The organism is Parvibaculum sp., from assembly GCF_030694575.1.
Taxonomy (GTDB): Bacteria; Pseudomonadota; Alphaproteobacteria; order Parvibaculales; family Parvibaculaceae; genus Parvibaculum.
On sequence record NZ_JAUYUS010000011.1, the window covers coordinates 1 to 22,312 of the forward strand.

At 62.0% G+C, this 22,312-nt stretch carries 18 protein-coding genes and 1 pseudogene; 2 read left to right on the plus strand and 17 right to left on the minus strand.

From position 1 onward, the window contains the following. Window positions 1-1,847 (minus strand): maltose alpha-D-glucosyltransferase (gene treS / locus Q8S60_RS01850; protein WP_305668285.1); only part of this gene is annotated, 1,847 nt, incomplete at its 3' end. Further along, window positions 1,844-4,966: a maltotransferase domain-containing protein gene (locus Q8S60_RS01855; protein WP_305275967.1), complete on the minus strand. Its 3,123-nt coding sequence runs from the start codon at window positions 4,964-4,966 to the stop codon at window positions 1,844-1,846. The genes treS and Q8S60_RS01855, both read right to left, overlap by 4 nt. 267 nt (window positions 4,967-5,233) lie before the next feature. Between Q8S60_RS01855 and Q8S60_RS01860 the strand changes: the two genes are divergently transcribed. Continuing rightward, window positions 5,234-7,204 carry a PQQ-binding-like beta-propeller repeat protein gene (locus Q8S60_RS01860; protein WP_305275966.1) on the plus strand — a complete coding sequence of 657 codons (1,971 nt, stop codon included), beginning with the start codon at window positions 5,234-5,236 and terminating at the stop codon, window positions 7,202-7,204. Here the strand turns inward: Q8S60_RS01860 and Q8S60_RS01865 are convergent. From Q8S60_RS01865 to Q8S60_RS01910, 10 genes are all read right to left on the minus strand, one after another. Further along, window positions 7,199-7,951 carry a GntR family transcriptional regulator gene (locus Q8S60_RS01865; protein ID WP_305275965.1) on the minus strand — a complete coding sequence of 251 codons (753 nt, stop codon included), beginning with the start codon at window positions 7,949-7,951 and terminating at the stop codon, window positions 7,199-7,201. The genes Q8S60_RS01860 and Q8S60_RS01865 overlap by 6 nt on opposite strands. 209 nt (window positions 7,952-8,160) lie before the next feature. Beyond that, entirely contained in the window at window positions 8,161-9,516 is a 1,356-nt protein-coding gene (locus tag Q8S60_RS01870; protein ID WP_305275964.1) for a DUF1329 domain-containing protein, read from the minus strand. A 33-nt stretch (window positions 9,517-9,549) separates the two neighbouring features. Next, complete coding sequence (locus Q8S60_RS01875) at window positions 9,550-11,223, minus strand: DUF1302 domain-containing protein (protein WP_305275963.1); 1,674 nt, start codon at window positions 11,221-11,223, stop codon at window positions 9,550-9,552. 223 nt (window positions 11,224-11,446) lie between these two features. Next, the gene (locus Q8S60_RS01880; RefSeq protein WP_305275962.1) at window positions 11,447-11,980 is read right to left on the minus strand and encodes a DUF1254 domain-containing protein; all 534 of its coding nucleotides are present in this window, start codon (window positions 11,978-11,980) and stop codon (window positions 11,447-11,449) included. After that, window positions 11,977-12,552 (minus strand): DUF1214 domain-containing protein, encoded by a 576-nt coding sequence (locus Q8S60_RS01885; RefSeq protein ID WP_305275961.1) that lies wholly within the window; start codon window positions 12,550-12,552, stop codon window positions 11,977-11,979. The genes Q8S60_RS01880 and Q8S60_RS01885 overlap by 4 nt, the downstream gene beginning before the upstream one ends. A 112-nt stretch (window positions 12,553-12,664) precedes the next feature. Beyond that, complete coding sequence (locus Q8S60_RS01890) at window positions 12,665-14,227, minus strand: class I adenylate-forming enzyme family protein (protein ID WP_305275960.1); 1,563 nt, start codon at window positions 14,225-14,227, stop codon at window positions 12,665-12,667. A gap of 28 nt (window positions 14,228-14,255) precedes the next feature. After that, window positions 14,256-15,083: an SDR family NAD(P)-dependent oxidoreductase gene (locus tag Q8S60_RS01895; protein WP_305275959.1), complete on the minus strand. Its 828-nt coding sequence runs from the start codon at window positions 15,081-15,083 to the stop codon at window positions 14,256-14,258. Between the two features lie 20 nt (window positions 15,084-15,103). Next, complete coding sequence (locus tag Q8S60_RS01900; protein ID WP_305275958.1) at window positions 15,104-15,520, minus strand: MaoC family dehydratase; 417 nt, start codon at window positions 15,518-15,520, stop codon at window positions 15,104-15,106. Window positions 15,521-15,524: 4 nt separating this feature from the next. After that, the gene (locus Q8S60_RS01905; protein ID WP_305275957.1) at window positions 15,525-15,968 is read right to left on the minus strand and encodes a MaoC family dehydratase N-terminal domain-containing protein; all 444 of its coding nucleotides are present in this window, start codon (window positions 15,966-15,968) and stop codon (window positions 15,525-15,527) included. A 5-nt stretch (window positions 15,969-15,973) separates the two neighbouring features. Then, a complete protein-coding gene (locus tag Q8S60_RS01910) occupies window positions 15,974-17,158 on the minus strand; it encodes a lipid-transfer protein (protein ID WP_305275956.1) in 1,185 nt (394 codons plus the stop codon). Window positions 17,159-17,427: 269 nt separating this feature from the next. Here Q8S60_RS01910 and Q8S60_RS01915 point away from each other — a divergent pair, with 269 nt between their 5' ends. After that, window positions 17,428-18,036: a TetR/AcrR family transcriptional regulator gene (locus tag Q8S60_RS01915; RefSeq protein ID WP_305275955.1), complete on the plus strand. Its 609-nt coding sequence runs from the start codon at window positions 17,428-17,430 to the stop codon at window positions 18,034-18,036. A 254-nt stretch (window positions 18,037-18,290) separates the two neighbouring features. On the opposite strand, the gene Q8S60_RS01920 is transcribed toward Q8S60_RS01915, so the two are convergent. The 5 genes and pseudogenes from Q8S60_RS01920 to Q8S60_RS01940 all read right to left on the minus strand — a co-directional run. Further along, the gene (locus Q8S60_RS01920; RefSeq protein ID WP_305275954.1) at window positions 18,291-18,482 is read right to left on the minus strand and encodes a hypothetical protein; all 192 of its coding nucleotides are present in this window, start codon (window positions 18,480-18,482) and stop codon (window positions 18,291-18,293) included. Between the two features lie 527 nt (window positions 18,483-19,009). Further along, window positions 19,010-19,585 carry a hypothetical protein gene (locus Q8S60_RS01925; protein WP_305275953.1) on the minus strand — a complete coding sequence of 192 codons (576 nt, stop codon included), beginning with the start codon at window positions 19,583-19,585 and terminating at the stop codon, window positions 19,010-19,012. Window positions 19,586-20,105: 520 nt separating this feature from the next. Continuing rightward, window positions 20,106-20,735, minus strand: a complete 630-nt coding sequence (locus tag Q8S60_RS01930) for an RHS repeat-associated core domain-containing protein (protein ID WP_305275952.1) — start codon at window positions 20,733-20,735, stop codon at window positions 20,106-20,108. 32 nt (window positions 20,736-20,767) lie between these two features. Then, complete coding sequence (locus Q8S60_RS01935) at window positions 20,768-21,148, minus strand: hypothetical protein (RefSeq protein ID WP_305275951.1); 381 nt, start codon at window positions 21,146-21,148, stop codon at window positions 20,768-20,770. Window positions 21,149-21,159: 11 nt separating this feature from the next. Next, window positions 21,160-22,312, minus strand: a pseudogene (locus Q8S60_RS01940) (hypothetical protein); the annotation flags it as partial.

Below are 22,312 nucleotides of genomic sequence, written 5' to 3' on the forward strand. Positions count from 1 at the left end.
ACGCGGACACGGTGGATTTTTTCGCCCTTGGCGCCGAACCAGCGGCGATGCGGCAGATAGCCCGGGAGAACGTCTTTTTCCAGAGCGTCGAGATTTGCTCCCTGCACGACATCCGTCAGCGCCGGACGCAACACGAACGTATACCTCTCGACCTCGAGCCCAGGTGCGCCGCTCGACCAATCGGGCCCGGTCGCATCCAGTGAAAGTCTGAACCAGAGAAATCCGTATGGCGGCAGCGTGAGAAGATAGGGAAGCTGACCGATGGCCGGGAAGGCGGCGCCGCCGCTCAGTTCGACAAGGGCATGACCCTCATAGTCGATTAAGTCGAGTTCCACCGCTTGTGCGGTCCGGCTGAGATTGGCGACACACAGGATTATGTCGCCTTTATACTCGCGCAGATAGGCGAGCACCTTGCGGTTCGCCGGCCGGAGAAAGCGCTGGGTTCCCCGCCCGAAAGCCTGGTGTTCGCGCCGCACCGCCAGCATCCGCTTCAGCCAGTTGAGCAGCGAATGCCGGTCGCGCTCCTGTGCTTCCACATTCACCGCCTGAAAGCCGTATAGCGGATCCATGATGGGAGGCAGGGCGAGCGTCGCGGGGTCCGCCAGCGAGAAGCCGCCGTTGCGATCCGGCGCCCATTGCATCGGCGTGCGAACGCCGTCGCGGTCGCCGAGATAGACGTTGTCGCCCATGCCGATCTCGTCGCCGTAATAGAGCACGGGCGTGCCGGGCATGGTGAGCAGCAGCGCGTTCATGAGTTCTATCCGACGCCTGTCGCGCTCCATGAGCGGCGCAAGGCGGCGCCGGATGCCGAGATTAATTCGGGCGCGACGGTCGGCGGCGTATGTGTCCCACAGATAGTCGCGCTCGGCGTCCGTCACCATTTCGAGCGTCAACTCGTCGTGATTCCGCAGGAAAATCGCCCATTGGCAATTCTCGGGGATGTCCGGCGTCTGCCGCATGATGTCGGTGATCGGAAAGCGATCTTCCTGCGCCACCGCCATGTACATGCGTGGCATCAGCGGGAAGTGAAACGCCATATGGCACTCGTCGCTGCCGGTACCGAAATATTGCTGCGTATCTTCCGGCCACATGTTCGCCTCGGCCAGCAGCACACGGCCGGTATAGTGAGCGTCGAGATCGGCCCTGATCCTTTTCAGGACGTCATGTGTCTCGGGCAGGTTCTCGTTCGATGTCCCTTCCCTTTCGATGAGATAGGGAATGGCATCGAGCCTCAATCCGTCGACACCCGCGTCGAGCCAGAAGTGCATGACCGAGAGCACCTCGGCCAGCACCGCCGGATTGTCGAAATTCAGATCCGGCTGGTGGGAATAGAAGCGGTGCCAGAAATAGGCTTGTGCCTCCTCGTCCCAGGTCCAGTTGGATTTCTCCGTGTCGCAGAAGATGATCCTTGTGCCGGCATAATCTCGATCATTGTCCGACCAGACATAGAAGTTTCGTTCCGGGCTCCCGGCCGGTGCACGGCGTGCCGCCTGGAACCATGGATGCTGGTCGGATGTGTGATTGATAACGAGTTCGGTGATGACGCGAATGCCGCGGGCATGGGCCGCGTCCACAAAGGCGCGCGCCTCATCCATGCTGCCATAGTCCGGGCTCACATCCCGGTATTCGCCGATGTCGTAGCCGTCGTCGCGGCGCGGACTCGGATAGAAAGGCAGCAGCCAGATCGCGGTGACGCCCAGGTCCGCGATATAGTCGAGCTTTCGCATCAACCCGGCAAAATCGCCTATGCCGTCATTGTTGGCGTCGAAGAAGGATTTCACGTGAAGCTGATAGACAACCGCGTCCTTGTACCAGAGGGCATCGTCTTCGGTGGGATGATCCGTCATGCCGAACCTCCGGGCGCAACGCGCCAGAGGCGATAAGGCTCGGCGGGGTCGAGGCGGATGTGCTGGTTTTTGCCGTGCCAGTGAAAGCGGTGTCCGTTCGCCAGATCTTCCACGTCGATGCTGCCGTGATCGGGCAAGCCGAACTCCCATAGCGGCACTTCGAAATCGGCCTCCTGGGGATGGAAAGGATCGAGGCTGACGGCGACGAGGATGATATCCGAGCCGTCGGGCGCCAGCTTTCCGTAATAGAGGATGTTGTCGTTGTGCGCGACGTAGAACCGCGTGTTGAGATGTGTCTGCAGCGCCGGATGCGTGCGGCGCAGCCGGTTCAGCAGCGCGATGTCGGCAATGATGTTGCCCGGCGCGTTCCAGTCGCGGGGCCGGATTTCGTACTTCTCGGACCGGGCATATTCCTCCCTCCCCGGCAGGGGTGCCGCCTCGCACAATTCAAATCCGGAATAAATGCCGAAGAGGCCGGAAAGGGTCGCCGCCAGCACCGCGCGGATGCGAAAGCCCGGACGACCGGATGTCTGCAGAAAAGGCGGATTGATATCCGGCGTGTTGACGAAGAAATGCGGCCGGAAAAATTCCTTCGGCGCGGTCGTCGTCAGTTCGGTTATGTAATCGGCAAGCTCCGCCTTGTGATTGCGCCACGTAAAGTATGTATATGACTGCGAGAAGCCTATCTTGCCCAGGCGGTACATCATCGCAGGGCTGGTGAAAGCTTCGGCCAGAAAGATCACATCCGGATGCGCCGATCGTATCTCATCGATCATCCATTCCCAGAACGGCAGGGGTTTCGTGTGCGGATTGTCGACGCGAAATATTTTTACCCCGTGCCCGATCCAGAGCAGTACCACGTCGCGCCATGCAAGCCACAGGTCCGGCACCGCCTTGTCGGCGTAGAAATCCACATTGACGATGTCCTGGTATTTCTTCGGCGGATTCTCCGCATATTTCAGCGAGCCGTCGGGACGCCAGGCGAACCATCCCGGATGTTTCTTCAGCCATGGATGGTCGGGCGAACACTGGATCGCGAAATCGAGCGCGATCTCCAGTCCCTGCGCATGCGCCTCTTCGATCAGACGGTCGAAATCGTCGAAGCTGCCCAGCTCGGGATGAATGGCGTCATGGCCACCCGTCTCGTCGCCGATCGCATAAGGGCTCCCGGGATCCGCGGGGCCGGCGGTCAGCGAGTTGTCGGGACCTTTCCGGTTTGCGCGACCGATCGGATGGATCGGCGGGAAGTAGAGCGTGTCGAAGCCCATATCCCGGATCGCGGGCAGCCGTGCGATGACGTCGTCAAATGTACCGTGCCGCGATGCGTCGTTCGTCTGAGACCGGGGGAAGAGTTCGTACCAGCTCGAATAACGGGCCGCCAACCGTTCCGCGTCGACCCGTTGCCCGGCGGAGCGGATCAGGTGCGGCCGCTCGTCGATGCGGTCCATCAGTTCGGCCAGTTCCGGCGACAGCAACAGCGCCGCGCTTTCTTCTCCCTCGCCCGACTTGGCCAGCCAGTCGCGGATCTCCGCAAGCGCGGTTTTTGTTCCCTCGTCCGCTCGGGCCACGCCTCGATCTATCAGCGCGCGTCCTTCAGCATAGTCGACGGGTAGCGCCACACCGGCGTCGAGCTTCTTCGCAAAGTCACGCCGGAAACCGCCGAAGCGATCCAGCCAGGCTTCGATCGCAAACTCGTATCGGCCCAGCCGGTTGAGAGGGAACGTCGCGCGCCAGCGGTTGTTCGGCAGCTCCTCCATGCCAACTGCCGTCCAGCTCTTGTCGTCTCCAGTGCGCCATTGCAGTTCGGCGGCCAGTTGTTCGTGTCCGTCGGCGAAGATCGTCGCCTCGACCGTCACGGTCTCGCCGGTCACGCGCTTCACTGCGAAATCACCGCCCGCTACCGATGGCGTCACGTCTTCCACGACCAACCGCGGTTTGGCTGCGGCCGCCTTGGCGTTGCGGACCCCCGACCTGGTAGTCTTCGCAATCGGCTTTGTGCGCCGTGCGGTGAGCAGCCGAACCTCACCGCCGGCCAGCGGCGCGAAGGGATCCCCCTTCCCCTCCACGCGCGTGAAGCCACGGTAGCCGGCGCCGGCGGATGGAAGAAAGGCGCCCGGCTCGGGCGCGGGCTGAATGCCGCCGTCGGCATTGACCAGCAGCAGCATCGCCTCTTCCGCCCTTCGGATGTCGGCAGCATCGGTTTTCAACAGTGCCAGCACCGGCGAGCCGGATCCGGTAAGGCGGCGCATCTCGCCGCCAAAGCGCGCCGTGTCGTCGGCAAGGCGGAGCGCCCGCGCCACCGCAGCGTCGTCTCCTGCGCTCTCGATCAGCGGCGCGGGTACGATCATGCCGCTTCCCACGGTCGCGGCGGCGGCGAGAAGACGTGCCGTGCTTGCAGGATCGTCCCCTTCGCGAAGCTGCTCCGGGCGGATTTCCGAAATCAGCGGCGCGACCCGGCGCAAGGCCTCGTATTCCTCGATCAGCCAGGGCGCGTGGAGGTCCCACCAGCCGAACGACGAAATCAGGTAGTCGAGCCCTGCCCCCTCCAGCGCGCGCGCGGCCGCGCGGGAGAGACCGGGCGGACCTGCAATGAAAGTCAGATCCGGCTTTTCCGCACGCAGGTCGGCCATCAGGTGCGTGAGGAAGCCGGGATCGAGCCTTTCTGCATATCCGAGCCTGAAGCCGCTCACGCCGCGCGCGATGAACATCATCAACCGGTCACACATCGGGCCGCGCAGAAGGTCCGCCGTGTCCTTCGTCTTCAATCGCGCGCGCGCCTCCCCGATTGCCGGCAAGGGCGTTCGCGGGTCGAGTGGCGTCTCATTGGCGGAAAGACGACGGACGGCAAAGGCATCCGGATACTTGTCGACGAGCGGATGATCGATCGGGAACCGGTCAAGTTCGACTTCAACCAGCAGCTTCAGTCCCCTCGCCTCGCATTGCGACGCCAGTCCCTGCGGGACGTCAGCTTCGCTTGAGACTATGGAGGCGGCCGGTTGCCACAGCAGCCCGTCAAAGCCGAACTTCGCCGCATTCCTGAATGCGTGATCGAAAGTCTCCTCCGTTCCCGCCGGTTCGTCGGAACGGACCGAAAGAATGCGGACGGCTGAGTGCGGCAAGACGTGACTCCTCGGGCGGGGGGTGGAGTCATGTCAACTACGCCGGAGGGGCAAAGTTCCATCTGCCGCCATTCATCAGCGGGGGTGTGCCAGCTCCCATCTACCTGGTCTTGATTATGGGAGTTTTGAAGGCCGCCCTTATGCGCCCCCGGCCCTTATCGGCGGTGCCTTGCAGGGAGAGGAATGCTTGTTTCCCGCTCCTAATCCGGTATTGTATACAATATTGAATATAAAATCGGGGGAACGCCGAAGCGCGTTTGAAAGAACATGAAAAAATCCTGGGCCGCGGGTGCCGCGCTGGCAGCAATCGCCTGCAGCGCGCTCGGCATCTTTGCCTTCACCCATACTCATCTGGCGCCTGTTCTCGTGGCAAAGGCAATGCTGGACAGCGTCCCTCCGCCGCGCGCCCTGGCCCTGCCCGCCGTCGGCTCGTGGAAGCCGAATGGGGAACGCCATGCTTCGCCGGTGGAAACACGCATGGCCGATGCCGGCGTCTGGCGCGAGCGGCATGGCGATGGCCGTAATTCCGACGAAACTCTACTGGCCGGCGCCCCAACCTTCGGCCCGGCGCTGATCATCGGACAAAATGAGCTTTATTTCTCGGCGATCTCCTTCGACCGGGAGAGCAATATCTATGCAAGCCCAAGCGTCGCGATGGATGGCGTCTTTCTCCAGTCCTACGATATCGAAACGGGGGAACTGCGGTGGCGCATTACCACCGGCCGCGCCGTTCCTGCGGGCGGAGTCCCGATCATCCTGCCAAACGATGCGGGCGGCGAAACCGTCTACCAGATGAGCAGGGACGAGGCGATGGCCGTCGATACGAACGGCAACATCCTGTGGCGCAGCGATACCGGACTTCCCAAGCGGAGCGATAAGGACGATGTCGGCCTCATGTGGGGGCCAAGCTACAATCCCGGGCTCGACATCGTCACCGGCGTAAGCGGCACCGGGGAATTTGTTGCCTTCGACCGCGAAAGCGGCGAATTGCTGACAAGGAAGCCGCTCCATGTTCCCGGCGCGCCCTCGCCCAAACGCGACGTCGATATGCCCAGCCAGCTTCTTCTGCAGTTGACGGAAGGACTGGAAAAGGCGCTCGACCGGCCCCTCACCACGAAGGTCATCGAACGTGTTCTCCGTGTGGTCCAGGGAGACGGGATCAACATCGCCAATTATCACTCGATCGACCCAGAAACCGGCCGGCTCTGGCTGAGCGCGACGGCGCCGGACGAAGCGGATGGCAAGGCGGACGGCACGTCCGAATACGGTGCCCTCTACGGCATCGACATATTTCGCGACGAAGCCGACGGCGGGATAGGTCTTGCCATCGCATGCGAAGCCTATTTCAACGGCGGCAGTGCCTCCACGCCGGGTGTGCGGGGCGACGGGCGGCGGATCTATGTCGCGGACGGAGAGCAGCACCTCATCGCCTACGATTCCGACTGCCGGAAACTCTGGTCCGTCGAGGCCGGCGCGCAGATCGTCGCCTCGCCGAGCGTCGCACTCGACAACAATGAAATCTACATCATCACGGCGGTCTCGCTGCTGAAGGTCATCGACGAAGACAGTTCGGCCCGCATCGAATGGTCGGCCGCTTTCGACATGTACGATGCTTCCTTTCCGCTGGCGCAGAAGAATTTGCTGACGGCTGCCATCGCCGCCAACGGGATTTACGCACAGGCCGGCTTGGGCGTCGCCACCCGCCCGGGAAGCGAACGGCCGGGCTTTCTGCCGCTGCGACGCGGCGGCGCGCGTCTCGACCGGCAAACGGGGGAAGTGCTCTGGTATGCGGAAAGCACCGGCGATTCCGTGGCGGTGACCGAGATCGCGCCGAACGGCTCGCTCGTCATCCCGCAATCGCCGATCCGGTCCGTTCTCGCGGGCATCGCCTTTCCCGGACTTGAGGGCGAGGTGACCGGCGGTATTGCCGTCTTCGCGCCGGACCGTCCCGAACTCCTCGTGCTGGATGCCGCATGCGCCGCCTTGCCGATGATGGAGCAGGCGATGCGGGCCGGACCGACGGATGCGGGCGAAAGCTTCAAGGCCCATGCCCTTGTCCTGATCCGGCAGGCAAGCGACGCTTCCGGCAGAACGGGCAAGTTCGCGCCCTTTCAATCCATGCAACTTGCGGAGAAGTTCCGCGCCGCCTCCGCCGCCATCGAGGCTGGACGCATGTTGCGGGCGACCGGCGATCTTGCGTCTGTCTGCGGTGAACTCAAGCAGGCGACGGCGTCATGAGCCGTCGCCTGCGTCGATCAGTTCCTGCATGGCCTTGAAGCCGCGGGCATATATTTCCTCGACGAGGGTTGCTGCCTTGTCGCTCTCGCCGCGGACAATCGCATCGGCGACCGACTTCCAGCTCTTGCTGGACTGGGTACGCCGGTCGCGGCTTGCGACGATGAGATTGCGATAGGCCCTCCAGTTCGAGGGCACGCGATGCACGTCGTCGAGGATGCGCCGCAGGAACAGACTGTGCGCACCGTCGCATATGGCGCCCGTCAGCTTGATGGTGGCGAGCCTGTAATCCTGAGCCGACATGTCCGGCCCCTTGGCCGCGAGCTCCTTCGCCTGCTTCAGAATTTCGTCGCGCTCGGCCTCCGTGGCCTCGTTGGCGGCGCGGCGCGCTGCCAATGCGACCATCGCCGCGCGCACCTGGCCGATGGCAGCGAATTCGCGCCGGTCGTGGCGGACGATCGTCGCTCCCTTCATCCGTTCGATCTCGACGAAGCCTCTCGCTTCGAGATTGTGGAGCACTTCGCGGATGCGTCCCCTCGTAACGCCGAAGCGATCGGCGAGATCCTGCTCGCGGAGCCGCTCTCCGGGCAGGAAGACTTCATCCTCGATGAGCTTGACGATTTCGTCGCTGATCTCCGGTGCCGGCGGGCGATGAAACGCTTCCTTCGCCGGCGCCTTTGCGGAGGCCTTTTTCGCGGCCGGCCCTTTGCCGGCGGCAGGCGGTTTCGATTGTCCCCTGGTCTTGCTCAATCGCCGTTCCCCTCTTCGTCTCGCGGCGCCCGGAGGTCCAGGGCACCGGCATATTATACGCAATTTTGTGTACTCGATTCGTATCATGAGCGGCCGGGCATTTCGAGGCGCGCATCGCGACAAAAAAGAGGCCCGTTCCGCAACCGGAACGGGCCTCAAGGAACCGCGTGGGCATGGAAACCCGACACGGAGGGATTGCGTCAGTAGTCTCAGCGGCGGCCGGCGAGCCGCAGATAGTCGGGCGTGAAAACGGATTTATCGATCCGTCCTTCCTGCCCGGCGAGATAGTCGTAGGCCGGCTCCTGATTGCGGAGCTGTGCAGCGACGTAGCGGTCGGCGTTCAGGTCGAAGTGAAACTGGACCTGGTTGATGCAGGCGGGCAGTTCCCAGACGACGCCGATGGGACCTTCCTGCACGCGCCACAACTCGCCGCGACCGTCGTAAAGCTCCGTTGCCGCGATGATCCAGCTGTCTTCGTCGCTGTAAAGAACACGGCGGTTATAGAGATGACGGAGACCGGGTCTGAGCGTCGCTTCGACCTTCCAGACGCGATGCAGTTCGTAGCGCATGACGTCGCGCGCGGGAAAGCGCTGCTGGAGTATCTTGTCGTAGCTGTTCGCCTTGTCGTTCAGCTTCCAGTCGTTATAGGCGATGAACAATTCCTGTTTGCCGGCAAGCGCCCAGTCGTAACGGTCGAGCTGACCGTTATACATATTCGCCTGGTCGGCCACGATCAGGCCGTCGAGTTCGGCAATCGGGTTGTCGTAGCGGAAATCCGGCAAGCGGCGCACGCGGCGCTGGCCCGGCATGTACCTCCAGGTCTCGCGGTCTCCGTTCACCGATTCGCGGATCAGCATCAGCGAGCCCGCGATCTGCGTCGGGCTGAGAATCTTCGTGATCTGCTCGCCGCCGATCCCGTCCATGTCGGCATAGGTCTTCAATTCCGGATCGTAGAAGCGCGAATAGCTTGTGCGCTCCAGCACACCGAGCGCGAAGCGGCCGCTCTTCTTCAGGGGCGATGCCGTTACCAGCCGGCCCGTCGATCCGACCCCCTGATACCTGACCAGATGGTTCCAGACGACTTCCGCGCCGGTTGAAGGAACCGGGAAGAGAAAACCGCCCTTTCCGGCGAGCAGGCGCCCCTCCGCATCTATTTTCGCGACGGAAGTATTCGCCTTGGTCGCGTCGTAAACGGATTGCGGATAGGCGCATGAGCGGCGCGTTTCGTAGACGGGCATCGTATAGCCGTCATACCGCTTCAGCAGTGCAAGTTGTCCGGCCGTCAGCTTCGAGGCATAGGCATCGGCATTATTCCCGTCGATGACGAAGAGCGGTTCGTCCGCCGCATAGGGATCGGGTCTTTCATCGCCGGTCTTCCATCCGGGCGGCGGGGAAGCGATGCCGCCCGTCCATTCCGGGATTGTGCCTTCCGCGTTTCCGGCGCGCTCCGCGCCGACCGGCGTGAGGCTTGTGCCCAGGTCCGCGACGGTGGCGCCGTCCGGCGCGGCCGCCGCCGGAGAGAGCGACAGTCCGACAGCCGCCGCAACGATTACGAGATACTTCATTTTATTTCTCCTCCCGAGACTGACGAACCGGCGCTAGAACGAGTAGCTGATGCTGAGATCCACGAAGTCGCGGTCGTTCAGCAGATCGTCTCCGCCCGCGCCGAAATTGTTGGTGTAGGAAATGCCGGCCCGCCAATGGCCGAGATAGGCGCCCGACAGACCAACGGTCACGATCTTGCGGCCTTCGATGATCGTGGCGCCGTTCGGATTGTTCGGCTGCGTGCCGTAGACATCGTGCCGGAAGGCAATGCTTGGCGTGAGCGAGACACCCGTGCCGAACGCTTCCGGATAGGACAGGCCCGCGGCCAGGCGGTATCCCCAGGCGGTATCCGTCGGCACCGTTTTGCTGTCCGGCACGGCGTAGGGCACGCTCGGGTCGAGGCCGTCATACTTATTGCCGACGAGTTCGGTCGAAAGCGATCCCGACGTCGCGCCCAAACCGGTGATGGCGCTGCCGACGATGCCGTCACTCGGGCCGAAGGAGCTGATGCTCACAAGGGCCGCCTGCCACTTCTCCACCATCACGACGCCGGATTGCGCATAGAACCCGCCCATCGGTCCCAGCGCGGCCCTGGCGCGGGCAAGGGCGACGGTCGAAGAGAAATTCAGTGGCGCGGGGAAGTCCGGCTGGTACGAGATTTCACCGCCGATGGACGATCCGAAGAGCTGCGTGTTGAAGCTCGCGCCGTAGAGATCGATATCTTCCGAATATTCCTCGAAATAGCCGGTCGGACGCGTGAACGGAGCGACCGGAATGCGTTGTGCGTTGACACCGAGGATCGGCGTCTTGGCGTGATAGCGCAGGTAATAGAGGCCGAATTCGCTGCTCCAGTCGTCGGCGAAATAGCGAAGGGCGGCGCCCCACTGGCCGCCGTCTTTCGGCGTGCGGCCGGCCTGCTTCGGCATGTAGTTGAGATAGGCGGCGTTGCCGATGGCGCCGGGATCGGAGCCGAAGAAGAAGCCCTGCGTGCCCTCCCCCGTCAGATCGCCCTGCGAAAAGAATGAGCCGACGGGATCGAGTTTCGTCTTCTCCCAGGCAAGCTGGTAATAGGCTTCCACGCTCACATCGAAGGGAAGCATCGTCGCGATGCGCGCCATCGGCGTGGGCAGGGTGGCGAGTTTCAGTTCCGAGCCCGCCTGATGCAGCTTCGAAACGTCGACCGGATTGGTCGCGTTGATGCCGCCGGGGGTGAAGAGCGACTCGCCCCAGTTCACCGCCTGGTTGCCGAAGCGGATGTCGGTGGGCATGCCTGCGATGTTGAAAGTGCCGTAGACATAAGCGTCGAGAAGTTCGGCGCCCCGTCCGGCCTGGTCCCGGGCCGCGTCGGAAAGATCGGTCCGCCGCGTGGAGTCGGCATCGTTCAGCACCGCGTCGTAGAAATAATGCGCGCGCATGAAGGCGCCGAAGTTCCGCCATTCGAGAGAGAGGTCGTGGCTCACGGATGCCGGCGCCGATACGATATCGCCGCGATCGAAATTCAGATTGCCGTCGTCCCTGTTCGTCGCGCTTGCATTGCAGCCACCATTGGATGTTCCGACCAGACGGCAATCCCTCTTGGACGCGCGCATCGTGGCGCCGGCCGAGATGGTCGTGTCGAAACTGCCGGCCAACTCGCCGAACCTGAACTCGGTCGCTTGCGCCTCCGCCGCGAAAGCGGCGGCCGCCATTGTCGTCGCCATGGCAAACGCCACACCTCGATAGAACATGCTCCCCCCCTGTCACCAAGCGCCCGCCTTGCGAGCGGGCGCGTGCCGGCGGCCATCGCCGGGCTGCTGTTATGCGGATAATCGGGACTGCCTCCCTGGCGCGCCCCGTGCCGGCCGCCGGTCGGCGGCCCTTCATATCGGGACCCGCGACCAGCGAGATCAGATTGTATACAATTATGTATTTAATGCAAGCCGCATAAAGCGGGGCGAGCGGGCCTGCCGGTCAGCCCGGATAGACGTCGCAGACCGAACGGGCGCGGACGGCATCCACCGCCGGCAGGGCCGCCTTGCTCTCGATCACGCGGCGCACGATCGCCATGCCCCGCGCGGCCGGCGCTTCGACGACCGTCACCTCCGGCGATATGCCGGCGGGCCTTTCGGCGCCCGGCCCGAGAACGAGAACGTCCATGCCGGTGCCGGCGGTGTTCCTGTCGTCGAGCACGAAATAATTGTCGGTCGCGGAGGAATAGAGCGAGAGAGAGGTATAAGGCGCGGTCACGGGAATGCGCAGGCGCACCGGCCCCTGCGACAGATCGAGAACGCAGGCCGAATAGGCGAGGTCCGGGCTCGGCCGGACGATGGTGCGGGCCTTCGAGGTGGCGGGCGGCGCGTTCTTGATGATGTTGCTTTCGCCGTTGCCGCCTATTTTCGTCATCGCCGCGTTCATCGCAATGCGGGGCGTGGCCCAGACGACGAGAAGATGCGTTGCCGCCGCGAGAAGGATGGCGCTCGCCGCCATGAGAGCGAAGCGTTTCATTCGCAGCTCTCCTTTTCGATGACCGGCAATGCGACGGCGGCGGGATCGGCATGCACCGCAGCCGCCGGATTGTAGAGCCGCGCGGTCAGGTCGAAGCGCTCGCCGCGCTTTACCGGCAGCCAGTTTCCGGCCTGCCTCGCGGCGGAAACGCGCACCTCATATGAGCCGTCGGGCTCTCTCGCCACCGTCGTCTTCGAAAAGGAATAGATGCCCGCGTCATTGGCGATGAGATAGCTGTCGGCGCCATAGGCCGTCACGCTCCACCAGCGCGCCGTGAGGTCCTGACCTTTCAGAAGATAGGTGCAATCGCCGGAGAGGCGCTCGCCCGCATCGTCGACGCTTGCGGTGTAATAGACCGCCTGCTCCTTGTTGAGGGCGAGGAGGCCGAAAAGCGCCACCCGCGCGCGGGTATACATATCCGCGTCGCTGCTGCCATAGACCATGCTCGTGACCCAGGGGCCCGCCGCGATGTTGCCGCGCCCGCTCCCGATCGCGAGCAACGAGGCGCCAAGGCCGATGGCCAGGCCGAGCACGATGGCCCCTGCCCATTGCCAAGCTACGGATATACGCACGATTCACTCCCTGTCTGCGCCACCGCCCCCTTGCGGCGGCGGCTTCACATAGTATTTCAACAATTCTTTGTCTACAATATTGTTGAAACACCGGAAGACAGAGAGGCTCGGATCAGCCGATGCTGCGCGTCTTTCCTTCCCAATAAGGCTTGCGAAGTTCCGTTTTCAGAATCTTGCCCGCGCCGGAAAGCGGCAGGGGCTCGGTTCTGATTTCCACCGTGCGCGGGCATTTGTAGCCGGCGATGAGCTGCTTGCAATGCGCGATGATGTCCTCCGCCTCCGCCGAGGCGCCCTCCTTCAGCCGCACGATGGCGTGGACGCGCTCGCCCCATTTCTCGTCGGGCACGCCGATGACGGCGCATTCGGCAACCGCCGGATGCGCGGCCAGCGCGTTCTCCACCTCGGCCGAGAAGACGTTCTCGCCGCCGGAGACGATCATGTCCTTCACCCGGTCGACGAGATAGACGAAGCCCTCCTCGTCCATGTAGCCGGCGTCTCCCGTGCGCACCCAGCCATCGACCAGCGTCTTCGCGGTGACGTCCGGCAGGTTCCAGTAGCCCAGCATGACGCCCGGTCCGCGCGCGACGATTTCGCCGACGGTGCCGAGAGGCTGCTCCACCACGTCCTCGTCGACGATGCGTACATCCATGCCGTAGATCGCGCGGCCGGCGGAGCGCAGCCAGGACTTTCCGTCCTTGCCCGGCTTGTGGAAGCGGTGTTCAAGCAGCGTGGCGCAGGGAGAGAGTTCCGTCTGGCCGTATGCCTGCATGAATTCGGCGTTCGGAAACATCTCCATCGCCTGTTTCAACAGGCTTTCGGAAATCGGCGAGGCGCCGTATTTCACCTGCCGAACGGAAGTCAGGTCGGCCGGGTGTGCCGACAGATATTCGCCCAGCATGCCGAACATGGTCGGCACCAGCACCGCCGCGGACACGCGGTGGGCCTCGATGGCCTTCACCACGTTTTCAGGGCTGAAGAAGGGCACGACGGCATGCGTACCGGCACAGATCGTGACGCCGACAACGCAGGCGGCGTCCGCCAGATGGAACATGGGCGGCGAATGCAGGAAGACGACATCCGCCGGATAGGGAACAACGGCGTTGGTTGCAAGAAAGTTCGAGATCAGGCTCTCATGCGAGAGCATCACGCCCTTGGAGCGGCCGGTCGTGCCGCCAGTATAGAAAATCCCCGCAAGATCGTCGCCCTCTCCGCAGACATCCTCCATCGGCGCGTTGCCGCCGATGAGGTCTTCCGTCCTTTGCAATCCGCCGGGTGCGGGCGCCTCTTCTGCGTCGAGCAGAAGAACGCCGTCGAGATCGCACGCGGCCGCCAGCGGCTCGGCCAATGGCGCAAAGGCCCTGTCGACGAGAAGGAAGCGCGCGCCGCTGTCCTGCATCGCATAGATATGCTCCGGCGCGCTCCAGCGGAAATTTCCGGGCACGATCACGCCGCCGGCCCAGGCAATCGCGTAATAGGCCTCGATATAAAGGTCGCTGTTGAAGGCGATGACGGCGACGCGGTCGCCGCGCTTCAGGCCGAGCGCGGCGAGCCCCGCTGCGAAGCGCGCCACCCGGTCGCGAACTTCGCGCCAGGTGCGGCGGCGGGTGCCGAAAATCGTCGCCGTTCCCTCGGGCCGAACCTGGACCGAGCGATGAAGCCCTTGTGTCAGACGCATCTTTCCCCTCCTCCTCGACGGCGGAGCATCACAAATTGATGCCGCCGCCAACAATAAGCACCTGTCCGCTGACATAATTGCTCTCGGGAATGCAGAAGAGATAGACGGCACCCGCCGCCTCTTCCGGCGTTCCGGCACGGCCGACCGGCACCATGGCGGGCAGCATGTTGCGCGTCGCACCCGGCACGCCGACCTGCAATTCGCGGCCTTCGATGGTGACCTTCGTGTCCTCGTTCTCCATGGCCTGCGTCAGCCGCGTGTCGATGAAACCATAGGCGACGCAGTTGACGTTCACCTTGTAGCGCCCCCATTCCTTGGAGAGCGTCTTGGTGAGACCGACAAGCGCGGCCTTGGCGGAGGAATAATTCGCCTGCCCGGCATTGCCGTTGGTGCCGGCCATGGAGGAGATGTTCACGACCTTGCGGAAGACTTCCCTTCCCTCCTGCGCTTCCTTCTTCGCCAGCACGCGAATGGGCTCGGCGGCGGCGCGGAGAATGCGGAATGGCGCCACCAGATGCACGTCGAGCATGGTCTGGAACTGCTCGTCGCTCATCTTCTGGATGACGCTGTCCCAGGTGTAGCCGGCATTGTTGACGATGATGTCGAGGCCGCCGAACTTGTCCATCGCCATGCCGACAAATCTCTCGGCAAAGCCATCCTCGGTCACGCTACCGACGCAGGCGACGGCTTCGCCGCCCGCCTTCCCGATCGTCTCGACGACTTCGGCGGCGGGCGCCTCGTCGAGATCGTTGACGACGACACGCGCGCCTTCCGAGGCAAGCTTCAGCGCCAGCGCGCGGCCGATGCCGCGCCCCGATCCGGTGATGAGCGCGACTTTTCCCTGCAACTTCGACATGACTATCCCTGCTTCGATTGCTATTGCAGCGCGATGATGGCGTCGCCTGCGAGCGTGTGCAGCCCGCCATCCGTTTTTGCGTTGATTTCGAGACGGACGCGCTTCTCCCCGTCCTTCTCGAACTTCTCGACCACCTTGCCGGTGCAGATCACGCGGGCGTGGACCGGCGTGATGGCGGTGAAGCGCACGCCCCAGTGGCGGATGCGCTCCTGCGGCACCCATTTCGTCAGGAGTTGCGCGAGAAAGGCCATCGACAGCATGCCGTGGGCGAACACATCCGGCATGCCGAACTTCTTCGCGAAGTCGATATCGACATGCATGGGATTGTGGTCGCCCGACGCGCCGCAATAAAGCGCGAGCGTGTGACGGGAGATCGCGGCGCTGGTGTGCTCGGGCAGATCGTCGCCGACCTCCACGGACTCATATGTGATGGTCATGTCCTCACCCGTTCCTGACGACGATGACGGTGCGCGATACGCCGACGCTTTCGCCTCTCTGGTTCACCGCTTCCATGTCCTGGACGATGAAGTCGAGCGCGCCGCCCTTCTTGTCGTAGATGTCGGAGATTTTCGTCTTCATCGTGATCGTGTCGCCGGCATAGATCGGCTTGCCATAGGTGAACTGCTGTTCGCCGTGCAGCACGCGGCCGATATCGACGCCGAGCTTTCCCATGATGCTTTCGGAACTCGGTGCCATGGTGTCGAGGCAGAAGAGAAAGGTCGGCGGCGCAGGCAGCGCCGGATGACCGGCGGCTTTCGCCGCCTTCTCATCGAAATAGACCGGGTTCGTTTCGCCCGTCGCTCGGGCGAAAAAGCGAAGCTGCCCCTTCTCGACCTCGGCGGAGCGGGGCTCCGTCTCGAGGCCGATGAAAGATTTGTCGAGCATCGCCGTTACACCCTGCCGTAAAGCGTGACGACGCAGGCGCCGCCGAGGCCGAGATTGTGCTGCAGCGCATGGGTGACGCCTTCGGTCTGGCGCTTGCCGGCCTCGCCGCGCAACTGCCAGACGAGTTCGGCACATTGCGCAAGGCCCGTGGCGCCGAGCGGATGGCCCTTGGAGAGCAGGCCGCCCGACGGGTTCGTCACATACTTGCCGCCATAGGTGTTGTCGCCGTCCCAGATGAATTTCTCGGCGGTGCCTTCGGGCGTGAGACCCAGCGCCTCATAGGTGAGAAGTTCGTTGGCGGTGAAGCAGTCATGCAGTTCGACGACCTGCACGTCGTCCGGGCCGACGCCTGCCTTTTCATAGACGCGGCGCGCGGCTTCCTTCGCCATGTCGTAGCCGATGAGCTTGATCATCGAGTGGTCCTCGAAGGTGCTCGGGCCGTCCGTCGTCATCGCCTGCGCCTTGATCGCGATGTCGGATTTGACGCCGTGCTTCTTCGCGAATTCCGGTGTGCAGACGATCGCCGCCGCCGCGCCGCAGGTCGGCGGGCAGCACTGGAAGCGCGTCAGCGGCCCGTAGATATGCGGCGAGCCGAGCACTTCCTCGACCGAGAGCGGATCCTTGAAAATGGCGAAAGGATTGTGCTGCGCGTGGGCACGGGCCTTGGACGCGATCTTCGCGAAGGTTTCGCGCCGCGTGCCGTATTTCTCGGAATATTCGCGGCCCGCGCCGCCGAAGAACTGCGCGGCGAAGGGCGCCTTGTCGTCGACGCCCTGCAGCTCGATCATTTCGAGGCTCTGGCGTTCCATCGGGTTCGGCCGGTCGGTGAACATCGCGCCGAGCGCGCCGGGGCGCATTTCCTCGAAGCCGAGAGCGAGCGCGCAATCGACCACGCCGCTCTCGACCGCCTGACGCGCAAGGAAGAGCGCGGAGGAGCCCGTGGAGCAGTTGTTGTTGACGTTGACGATCGGCACGCCGGAGAGACCGAGGCGGTAGACTGCCGCCTGCCCCGCCGTCGAGTCGCCATAGACATAACCGACATAGACCTGTTCGGCGGCGCTGTAGGGCAGGCCCGCATCCTTGAAGGCGGCGGCAGCGGCTTTCTCGCCCATCACATTGTATGTTTCGCTCGCGCCGGGCTTCGTGAAGGGGATCATCCCCACGCCCGCGACAATCACCTGGTTCGACATGATCGGTTCTCCCTGTCTGGAAATCGGTCGGCGCGTCAGAGCCTGCGCGCGATCGAGAATTTCATCGCTTCATTCGTGCCGGCATAAATCTTCCGCATGCGCGCATCGGCATGCATGCGGGCGGCGCAGAAACCTGTCCGCCCGCCGCCCATCCTTGTTTTTTACTGTCCAGTAAGTAGAATAAATCCCCGGGATGTGAGAGAGTCAAGCGCTTTCACGGCGAGATGAAGTCGCGCCGCGCGTGACGTTGGGGAAGACCGGGAGAAAGAATGGCGGGGCGTCCGAAGACGAAGAGCGAGACCAGCGCCAAATACGAGCAGCGGAAACTCGAAGTGCTTCGGGCCGCTGCGCGGACGTTCAACCGGCTGGGCTTCCATATCGCGACGCTCGACGATGTCGCCGAGGAACTCGGCGTCACGAAGCCGGCGCTTTATTATTATGCGAAGAGCAAGGACGAGATCCTCTTTGCCTGCGGGCAACTCGCGCTCGATGCCCTGCAAGGCGCGCTGGAGACATCCGGCGAGGAAGAGCTCAGCGGGCTCGACCGCCTCACCCGCTTCTTCCGGCTCTATGCCGCGATCATCTGCGAGGATTTCGGCCGCTGCCTCGTCCTGTCGGAACCGCGCGACCTCGCCACGCGCTCACGCAAGGCAAACGTCTCGGGCCGCCGCGCGCTCAATCTTGCGGTCCGCGACATGATCCGGGACGGAATCGAGGACGGTTCGATCCGCCCTTGCGACGAGCGGGTACTCGCCATCGCACTCTTCGATGCCTTCAACGGGCTGGGGCGCTGGTTCGATCCGAAGGGCGCTCTCGAGCTGCCGGCCATCATCGACCGCTATCTCGACATCTTCATCGGCGGAATTGCGGCTCGGTGAAATGAAGCGGCGCCGCGACGAGCCGCTTTCCTCCCGGGGAAATCCGGCCTCGCATCCCCGGGGGGAGAGTGGTGCCCAGGGGCGGAGAGCTGGTGGAGACTATCTATCTAATCTGGTTCACGTTTTCAGGGAGCTGGAATTTTCGGGCCAGCGCGCATACCAGCATTTTCATGCGCTTTGGTGAGGGCAGATGTTCAGTGTTGGGATTCTATGTTGGGTGGGAAGGTCTATTGAGATTTGGTGTAGCGCAGTGTTCATTGCGCCGACAGAGCCATCACCTTTCGGCCGGTGATGTAGCGCATCGTCTGGCTGGAGGCGAATGGCACGCCGACCATGCCGTGGGTGATAGTCACATCCCTTTTAGGACGAGAACCGTCCCAGGTGGGCAATATCTGCAGCACCTCTTGAGCGGCAAAGGTCGAAAAAATATCCGATGGCTCGATCATTCATGTCGAACGTCGTCGCCTCGCCATCACCTGCCGGATGCGAGTGTGCTCGCTGTCATAGTCGAAGGCAACCGTCGCGGCGGCGAGCCGATGGCGTTTCAGCGATGAATGAGAATAGTGCCCAAGGACGGACTGCTGGCGGAGGCTATCTATCTGACCGGTGTTAGGTTTTCTGGGAACTGTGTCTTTCAAGCCAGCGCGCCTACAAGCATTTTCATGCGCTTTGGCTGGAGAATATGTTCAGTGACGAGAGGTATGTTTGGCAACGAACTGCGCGGCGCTATGGTGATCAAAGAAGTCGGAGAAGCTAGCTCGACATTACCAGCTGCGGCCGCTACGCAACGAAGCCTCTACCGGCTCAGACATAGTGACAGCACTTTGAGTTGCGCAGCCCAAGACCACCACCTTCCTGAAGCTAGCTCTTGTCGGACGATTGAAGATGTAGAACGTCTCTATCACGCTGTTCAACTTCCGGTGACCAGAACTTAAGGTAGCCAGTTGGCTATGCCGATCGTGTGTCGAAATCTTTAGACTTTTATGATCGAAGTAGCCTGCAAACTTTCCTGAATTGTCTTATAGGTACCTACGCCAGCGAGCCCCACATTCATCGGGACTTCATCATCCGGAAAGATAAAAAGAGCGTCAGCTTCACTACGAAAAAGACACCAGCACACTGAAACCATCTTACCATTTTCTTCTTCGTCAGCCTGAGCAATCCAGGGACCAAGTCCAAACTCTCCAGAACTTGGGCCTACTTCCATGAACTCAACCGGAAATCTTAACCTTGGCGGCCAAGCTGAAACGGGAGCAAATGGCGGCCGCGCGGTGCTGATGTGCCGCGTTGCCCACTCGTCTGAAGCATCTACAAATCTCAGTCTGAATTGTTCCTGACCGTTATACTCGGAGCAATCCACATATACTAAAATGTTTTCTTCCCTCTCATTGCGGATAAGAATTGAAGGAACCGACCATACCCCTGAGAGTTGTTTCGACTCGTAGCTTATCTGCCCGCCACAAGTCTCAACACTTCTCCATCTGGAGCGCAGAAGGAGGTGAGCAGGCCGCATTTCTGGTAGTTGTATTAACGCTCGATCCATCGACATAGAGATATTACTTTCCTCGTTGAGCTATCGGCGCGGGGAATATGAATTGTTTCACCGTTGGGTCGAGGGCCTCTACCCGGCAAGTCTAGTCTGTTTGTACCATCTGGATTGATGCGAATCTGCGAACCGTCTGGAGCTGTGCGGCGAGTTCCACCATTTGGCATCTCAATCTGCTCAATCTTATGGCCGCGCGTTTGGTTTCGGAAGATGCTCTTGGCCGTTGAACGATCTCCAGTCAGGTCAGTGTTTGTTCGGTTTTTTGTGTACGATGGGTTCTGCCCGAGCAGGGGCTTAGCACCGCCTCCACCGCCACCAAGCCCCGCACAAGGCGTTGGGCCAACAGCAGCGACCAGACAAGGCTCGGCGTATCGGCCAATTGATCTGCCTGCAATATCGTAGTTACCATCTTCCCACGACTTGGCTAGGTATTCGCCCAAGCTCTCTTCTTCCACCTCCGGAGAGGCGTCATAGGCGGCAGCGGATTGCATTGCCCTTCCTACGGCATAACTGAACGCGCCTGTCACGGCGCCGTTAGCGAACTTACCGCCGCCGAGGACGGAGGCTGTGCCGCCGATGGCGGCGGAGGCGGTGGCGCCGACGATGATGTTGTCGTTTGCGACCTGATCGATGTAAGGCGATGCAATGGCAGAGAACCCCGCCGCCAGGAAGCCGGACTGGAAGTCGCCGCCCTGAGCAACGCTGGTGACGCCGCCCGTGGTGCCATAAGCCGCAACTCTGGTAAAATCGTCCAGCTTTGCGGTTCCGAGCCCGGCGAAGACGGCGCCGACGAGGATACTTCGTAAATCCCCCCGCTTGTAATGCCGCCGGCAATCGCGCCGCCTATGGCGCCCGCTATGATCGGCGCCGCCGCCGCTTCGGCGGCGGTGGCGGCGCCGGCCGCCCAAACCTGTCCGAAATAGATCGCGACGATCACCACGACGATAGCGATGATTGTCCTGACGAGCTTTCCGAGGGAGAAGTAGCCTGTCGGGTCTGTGTAGGAGAGGGGATTGTTGCCGACATAGGTGTAGCGGTTGAGGCTCTGGGTGTCGGTCGGATCCTGGACGATCGGATCGGCCGACATGAACCGGCCTATCTCGGGGTCGTAGATGCGGCCGTTCATGTTGACGAGGCCCACATCGTCGATCATCTCGTGGCCGATGGACGCTCAGTGGCGCTTATTTAACTGCAGGGAAGATCAAGATTCCGTGGCTCACTTTTATAACTCAACTCGAAGTCACCAATCACCTCCGGCCAAGGTTCGTCATAGGAATATCCTTCAAGCATATCCAGACGTCCGTCACGCACAAAAACGACGAACCCCGCCCCATGCTTCAGACCGGCGATCTGGGCATTTACGTCACCGAACTCAAAATCCAAATGCCGTGCTAATGGCGTCACATCTGATGGCACCGTAAAGACGCAAAAAAAACCTGCACCAGTATAGTCGCGTGAAGACAATTGAGCTCTCTCAGCTTGCGAACGGAGTGCAATCAATAAAGGGTGATCTCCGGCAAGCAGTTTTGTGAGCACTGCATTCTCGAAATTATTTAGCCCTTCCATGTTAACTCCAATCAACGAATATAGAACGTGCCAATGCGAGCAGTACCATTTATCACCTTGCCTGTGACCACAACGCGTTGGCCCACTATATTTACTGTTGTTTGATATTGACCGGTGAGACCTTGATTCCTAACAGCCGCTTGAGTTGCGTTATGAACGGCCCTGAATACAGCTTCTTGGGAGCCCATTTTTTGAACCAGCGGATCGAGGTTGTGTCGTGCCTGGCCAAAAATATGAGCAATCTTGTTCGAATCGACAGTCAGCGCTCCCGCCCTTGCAGCGAGTCCTCCGCGAACAAGCTGCAATCCCTTTCCGCCTGCGCGTACGGCAACGCTCGCCGCACCACCCCCTATGAGATAAGAGCCGGGATGCTTCAGCAGAAGGTCAATCGATCCGGATAAAAATTCTCCAAGGGTCATCTCACTGACAGCGGTCGCAGTTCCGCGGCCCCAATTGTAGTTCTCGATGCATGCATCGCACATTGTGCCGTTGTCGTTTGCGGCGACCTGATATTCGCCCGATGCCTGATTATCATTCGCTGGTGTGAGCCCTCGTCCCAGTGCATATGCGAATGCGCCTGTCACGGCGCCGTTAGCGAACTTACCGCCGCCGAGGACGGAGGCTGTGCCGCCGATGGCGGCGGAGGCCGTGGCACCGACGATGATGTTGTCGTTAGCGACGCTGTCGATATAGGGCGATGCGATAGCTGAGAACCCGGCGGCGAGGAACCCGGACTGGAAGTTGCCACCCTGAGCAACGCTGGTGACGCCGCCGGTCATGCCGGCCGCGACCACATGCTGCGTCGCGGATATCTGCCCGGCCTTTGCCGCAGCGCCGAGCCCCGAGAAGGCCGCCCCCGAAACCGCACCCACAAGGACACTTCGCAAATCACCGCCTGTTATGCCGCCTGCTATGGCGCCGCCTATGGCCCCCGCTATGGCATAGGCTGCGGTACTTCCCTCTGCCGCCAGACCTGCTCCAGCGACCCAGTATTGTCCGTAGATGGCAGCCACTACGACGATAACGATAGCGATGATTGTCCTGAGGAGCTTTCCGAGTGAGAAGTAGCCTGTCGGGTCTGTGTATGAGAGTGGGTTGTTGCCGACATAGGTGTATCGGTTGAGGCTCTGTGTATCGGTCGGGTCCTGGACGATCGGATCGGCG

What these genes read in the sequence shown, in the direction of transcription:
- Q8S60_RS01860 (WP_305275966.1), top strand. Translation starts at nt 5,234, where the DNA reads ATGAAAAAATCCTGGGCCGCGGGTGCCGCGCTGGCAGCAATCGCCTGC.
- Q8S60_RS01870 (WP_305275964.1), bottom strand. Translation starts at nt 9,516, where the DNA reads ATGAAGTATCTCGTAATCGTTGCGGCGGCTGTCGGACTGTCGCTCTCT.
- Q8S60_RS01875 (WP_305275963.1), bottom strand. Translation starts at nt 11,223, where the DNA reads ATGTTCTATCGAGGTGTGGCGTTTGCCATGGCGACGACAATGGCGGCC.
- Q8S60_RS01880 (WP_305275962.1), bottom strand. Translation starts at nt 11,980, where the DNA reads ATGAAACGCTTCGCTCTCATGGCGGCGAGCGCCATCCTTCTCGCGGCG.
- Q8S60_RS01890 (WP_305275960.1), bottom strand. Translation starts at nt 14,227, where the DNA reads ATGCGTCTGACACAAGGGCTTCATCGCTCGGTCCAGGTTCGGCCCGAG.
- Q8S60_RS01895 (WP_305275959.1), bottom strand. Translation starts at nt 15,083, where the DNA reads ATGTCGAAGTTGCAGGGAAAAGTCGCGCTCATCACCGGATCGGGGCGC.
- Q8S60_RS01900 (WP_305275958.1), bottom strand. Translation starts at nt 15,520, where the DNA reads ATGACCATCACATATGAGTCCGTGGAGGTCGGCGACGATCTGCCCGAG.
- Q8S60_RS01905 (WP_305275957.1), bottom strand. Translation starts at nt 15,968, where the DNA reads ATGCTCGACAAATCTTTCATCGGCCTCGAGACGGAGCCCCGCTCCGCC.
- Q8S60_RS01910 (WP_305275956.1), bottom strand. Translation starts at nt 17,158, where the DNA reads ATGTCGAACCAGGTGATTGTCGCGGGCGTGGGGATGATCCCCTTCACG.
- Q8S60_RS01915 (WP_305275955.1), top strand. Translation starts at nt 17,428, where the DNA reads ATGGCGGGGCGTCCGAAGACGAAGAGCGAGACCAGCGCCAAATACGAG.
- Q8S60_RS01920 (WP_305275954.1), bottom strand. Translation starts at nt 18,482, where the DNA reads ATGATCGAGCCATCGGATATTTTTTCGACCTTTGCCGCTCAAGAGGTG.
- Q8S60_RS01925 (WP_305275953.1), bottom strand. Translation starts at nt 19,585, where the DNA reads ATGTCGATGGATCGAGCGTTAATACAACTACCAGAAATGCGGCCTGCT.
- Q8S60_RS01930 (WP_305275952.1), bottom strand. Translation starts at nt 20,735, where the DNA reads ATGATCGACGATGTGGGCCTCGTCAACATGAACGGCCGCATCTACGAC.
- Q8S60_RS01935 (WP_305275951.1), bottom strand. Translation starts at nt 21,148, where the DNA reads ATGGAAGGGCTAAATAATTTCGAGAATGCAGTGCTCACAAAACTGCTT.